Origin of the sequence: Blastomonas sp. (assembly GCF_041747255.1) — a bacterium.
Classification (GTDB): Bacteria; Pseudomonadota; Alphaproteobacteria; order Sphingomonadales; family Sphingomonadaceae; genus Blastomonas.
This window is the reverse complement of sequence record NZ_JBGTFM010000509.1, coordinates 1-1,939: the sequence shown is the minus strand read 5'-3', so window position 1 is coordinate 1,939 and position 1,939 is coordinate 1. Positions and strand designations below refer to the sequence as shown.

1 protein-coding gene and 1 pseudogene are annotated in these 1,939 nt (G+C 63.8%); both read left to right on the top strand.

Features of this window, described 5'->3' with window-relative positions; genetic code table 11:
- A pseudogene (locus ACEW8G_RS16770) lies at positions 1 to 439 on the top strand (TonB-dependent receptor); the annotation flags it as partial.
- Between the two features lie 152 nt (positions 440 to 591).
- A complete protein-coding gene (locus ACEW8G_RS16765) occupies positions 592 to 1,866 on the top strand; it encodes an MFS transporter (protein WP_373489532.1) in 1,275 nt (424 codons plus the stop codon).
- Positions 1,867 to 1,939 lie beyond the last annotated feature (73 nt).

The window sequence follows — 1,939 nt, the reverse complement described above, 5'->3', positions numbered from 1 at the left end:
GGCGGGCATCGTCACCGCCAACGGCACGCTGGCGACGCCGGTGCGCACGCCCGACTGGTCGCTTGCCCTTGGCGGCAGCTATCGTGCGCCGCTCGGCAGCAGCGGACTGACGCTTGTGCCCTCGATTAACGCCAGCTACCGCTCGAGCCAGGAAGTAGCGATTGCCAACCTGTCGATCTTTGATGCGCCGGTCACGCGCGGGGGTCGCACAACCCCGGCCAACCCGTTTGGCGACGGCAATTTCGTGACCGGATCACAGAGCGAGGCGGCGTGGCTGGTCAACGCCGGGCTTGCACTCAACGGCCCCGAAAACCGCTGGCAGCTGGCGCTGGAATGCACCAACTGCCTGAATGAGGCGTTCATCCAGTCGTCGCTGTCGAACTACAGCTATCTCAATCAGCCGATGATGTGGAACGTGCGTGCCCGCTTCAACTTCTGAATGCCTGGCAGTATTGTTCAGGGCGGTGATCAGGTCCGCTCGCGCCGCGCAGGTTTTGGCCTGCGCGGACGTCAGCGGGATCATCAAAACGCCTGACCACGGGAGCAAATCCATGATAGCCATGCTGGCTTCACGCAAGATGGATCAGCGATTTGGCCAATGATGCGATAGTCCCGCCAGGTGTTCAGCCCGCCGACCAGCGCGGCGAGTTTTCGCGCGGCTGGAAGGTGCTGCTGGCAGGCGTCATCGGGGTCGCGTGCGGCGCATCGCCGATCCCGTTCAACGTCATCGGCTTTACGATCGAACCCTTGTCGCAGGAGTTCGGCTGGAGCCGGACCCAGATACTGCTGCCGATCACGATTTTCGGCGTGGTGGCGGCGCTGCTCGCCCCGGTGTTCGGCTGGCTGGCCGATACCTATGGCGTGCGCAAGACCGCCTTGTGGTCGCTGCTCGGCTTCGGGCTGACCTTCGGCGCGCTGTCGCTGACCCCGCCAGTGCTGTGGGCCTATTACCTGATGTGGCTACTGGTCGGGCTGGTCGGCATCGGATCGACCCCGGTTACCTGGAGCCGGGCCACCAACATGTGGTTCTACAAGCAGCGCGGACTGGCGCTGGGCATTCTGCTGCTTGGCACCAGCCTTGCCGCCATCGTTGTGCCGAAAATTGCGGTCTGGGCGATTGAAACCCAAGGCTGGCGTGCAATGTATGCCATCGTTGCACTGTTGCCGCTGCTGGTGGCGTTGCCGATCTGCTTCTGGCTGTTTCGCGAACCGCGCCCCGACGAACAGCCGCAGGGCATCAAGAGCTCGACCGGCGCGCTCACCGGCGTGACCCTGAAACAGGCCGTGCGCGACTATCGCTTCTGGCTGATCTGGGCATCGATCATGTTCATTGCGGTGACCTTTGGCGGCGCGTTCATCAACATGCCCGCGATCCTGGCTGATCGCGGCATGCCCGCGCAAAGCGCCGCATCGGTGATGGGCATATTGGGCATGGGCATCCTGACCGGGCGGATCATCACCGGCGCGTTGCTCGACCGGTTCTGGGCGGGCTATGTCGCCTTTCCGCTGCTGTGCCTGCCCGCGCTGTCGAGCTATATCCTGCTCGGCGACAGCCCGACCTTCATGCTCGCCGCATTGGCCGGATTCCTGCTCGGCTTTGCGGCGGGCGCGGAAAGCGACCTGATCGCGTATCTCGCCGGACGCTATTTCGGCATGGCGCATTACGGCAAGATTTACGGGATGCTCTACATGCCGTTCGGGATCTTCTCGGCCGTTTCGCCGATCATCTACGCTGCGGTGCGCGACAACACCGGCAGCTATGATCCGATCCTGTACCTCTCGATGTTCGGATATGTCATCGGCGGCGGCCTGCTGCTGTTTCTTGGCCGCTATCCCAGCCTTGACGCCCCCGCGAAGACGGGCTGATGGCCACTCGGGTGAGCAGCGATACCAGCGCCCTGACCGCGATCATCGCGGCTGCGGGCGCAGAGGCGGTGCT